A 2,401-nucleotide genomic window follows, 5' to 3' on the forward strand; every position below is an offset into this window, starting at 1 on the left:
ACGACCCCGTCTACGCCTCCACCCAGTTCTACAAGCACCTGCTCGCGGTGGACGGCTGGCAGCAAATGACCGTCACCCAGGCCGCCCAGGCCGTGCAGCGTTCCGCCTACCCCGACGCCTACGCCCAGTGGGAACCCCTGGCAACCGCCCTACAGAAGGCGATCGCCGCCACCTTCCCCGACGCCTCCGGCACGGACACGGACACTACCCCCAGCACCGCGTCCTGCACGGCGACCGAGGACGGCTCCGAGGACGGCACCATCCCCGAAGGCTCGGTCCCGAAGGGCTACTCGATCCCCAAGGACGCCGATCCGAAGGCGCGCAAGGCGATCGCGTGGGCGATGGAGCAGCTCGGCACGATGTACCAGTGGGGCGGCGCCTGCACCGCGCCGCACGGCCCGGACCCGATGGGCCGCTGTGACTGCAGCTCGCTGACCCAGCAGGCGTACGCGCACGCCGGCATCACGCTCACCCGCACCACGTACACGCAGGTCAACGAGGGCAAGGCCGTCTCCCCCAAGGCGCTGAAGCCCGGTGACCTGATCTTCTCCCGCGGCACAGCCGACCGCCCCGAGCACGTCGGCATGTACATAGGCTCGGGTCTCGCGATCGAGGCACCCCGGACTGGAAAGCCTGTTCGAATCACGCCGCTGGCGGACTGGGACATCCTCGCCGCCCGCCGCGTCATCTGATTCCGCCCGCCGGGGCGCGCAGCCCCCGCGTGCTCGTCTCACCAGCACAGCACCGGCACGACTGGCCCCGGCACCCGAGCGAGGTCGCCGCCGCCTGAGCCGCTCCCTCACGCCCCTGGAGACGGCCCATCGGCAGGACCGAGCCGCTCGTCCGCTTCCCTCACCCCTTCTCTTGTCATTCGCGCGTCGCTTCGGCGCGCGCAAGGAGCACCTTTGCATCTGCTCGACACCGTGCAGTACCTGGCCTACGACCCCGGCATCACGCCCTCGGGTGGTGGCCTGCCTGGCCTGGCCGTGCTGAAGAACGTCGTCAACTCGATCAACCTGTTCGCGATCGTCGCCGTGGTCGGCGCACTGGCCGTCTCGCTCGGCGTGTGGGCCTGGGGCCACCACACCGGCGGCCACCAGGCCGAGGCCAACGGCAAGAAGGGCGCCGTCGTCTCGGCCGGCGCCGCACTCGGCCTCGGTGCCGCCAACGGCATCGTCGCGTTCTTCTCCGCCCTGGGGTCGCAAGTCCACTGATGCCGAAACGACTTCCCTCCCTGTCCGGCTACGGCCTCGGCTGGTCCACCCGGCAGCGCATCACGGTCATCGCGATCGGCCTCACCATGCTGCTCGCCCTCGCCGCCACCGTGGCCCTGTTCACCGGGCGCACCAGCAACAGCGCCAGCCACACCCGCACTCCGACCGGAGCAAGCAGCACCGCCTCAGCGTCCGTCGGTCTGACGGCGTCGGCCGGGGCCGGTTCGGTGGCCAAGCCTCCGCCGCTCGCGGACCCGGTCGCGTTCGCCAAGGCAGCCGCCGAGATGGTGTGGTCCTACGACACCCGGACCACCAGCCGCAGTGAGCAGCTCGCCGGGATGAAGGCGTGGCTGACGGCGGAGACCAAGTACGCCGACTGGCCGTCGATCGCCGCGCAGGTGCCGGATCCGGTGCTGTGGTCGCGGATGGCCGATCAGGACCAGTACGCCACCGCCACCGTGTCCGAGGCCCACTACCCCTCGGCGTTCAAGCAGGCCCTGGCCGACGACCCGTCGGCGATCACCGAAGCGTATATCTACGCCGTCACCGTCACCGGCAAGCAGCAGATCGTCTGGAAGCAGGGCGGTGCCGGCGCTGAGGACCGCTCGATCACCCTCGCCGTGCAGTGCCGCCCCAACGCGAACTGCTCCCTGGTCTCCATCGCTCCCCGCGTCGTGCCCTGACGTGCCCCGAGCCCACCTGAGAAAGGAGGGGTGACTCCCCTTTGGGCTTCTGTGACCTCCCCCTCGCGGACAAACTCTGCGCCGTCGGCGACGCGGTCGACTTCGCCTCCAACCCCGGCGAGGCCATCGGCAACTGGATGGCCAAGAGCGCCGGCGAACTCGCCGCCGCCGCTGCCGACCTGGCCGCCGAGGCGGTCAACACCACCACCAAGGTCGACCTGAACGCCGGATGGTTCCGCGACAACTACGAGATGATCCTGCCGATCGGCCTGATCGTCCTCGTCGCCACCTTCTGCGCCCAGCTCGTGCGCGCCGCGATCCGCCGCGACGGCCAGGCCCTCACCCAGGCATTCACCGGCACCGCCACCGGCGTGCTGTTCGCCTTCACCGCGATCGCCTTCACCACCGTCGCCATCGAAGTGGTCGACGCCCTCTCCGATGGCCTCTTCAAAGCCGCGAACCTGGACATCGCTACGGCGGTGCGGCGCATCGTCAAGGTGGGCC

At 70.2% G+C, this 2,401-nt stretch carries 3 protein-coding genes and 1 pseudogene; all 4 read left to right on the forward strand.

Annotated features, from left to right (window positions below):
- The coding region (locus ACLZN2_RS50830; protein WP_416987074.1) for a C40 family peptidase at positions 1 to 692 on the forward strand (692 nt) is incomplete at its 5' end.
- Between the two features lie 213 nt (positions 693 to 905).
- The gene (locus ACLZN2_RS50835) at positions 906 to 1,214 is read left to right on the forward strand and encodes a DUF6112 family protein (protein WP_067033593.1); all 309 of its coding nucleotides are present in this window, start codon (positions 906 to 908) and stop codon (positions 1,212 to 1,214) included.
- Positions 1,214 to 1,897 carry a hypothetical protein gene (locus ACLZN2_RS50840; RefSeq protein WP_416987075.1) on the forward strand — a complete coding sequence of 228 codons (684 nt, stop codon included), beginning with the start codon at positions 1,214 to 1,216 and terminating at the stop codon, positions 1,895 to 1,897. Before ACLZN2_RS50835 ends, ACLZN2_RS50840 begins: the two co-directional genes overlap by 1 nt.
- Positions 1,898 to 1,938: 41 nt before the next feature.
- Positions 1,939 to 2,401, forward strand: a pseudogene (locus ACLZN2_RS50845) (ATP-binding protein); the annotation flags it as partial.

Origin of the sequence: Streptomyces sp. T028 (genome assembly GCF_048159505.1) — a bacterium.
Taxonomy (GTDB): domain Bacteria; phylum Actinomycetota; class Actinomycetes; order Streptomycetales; family Streptomycetaceae; genus Streptomyces.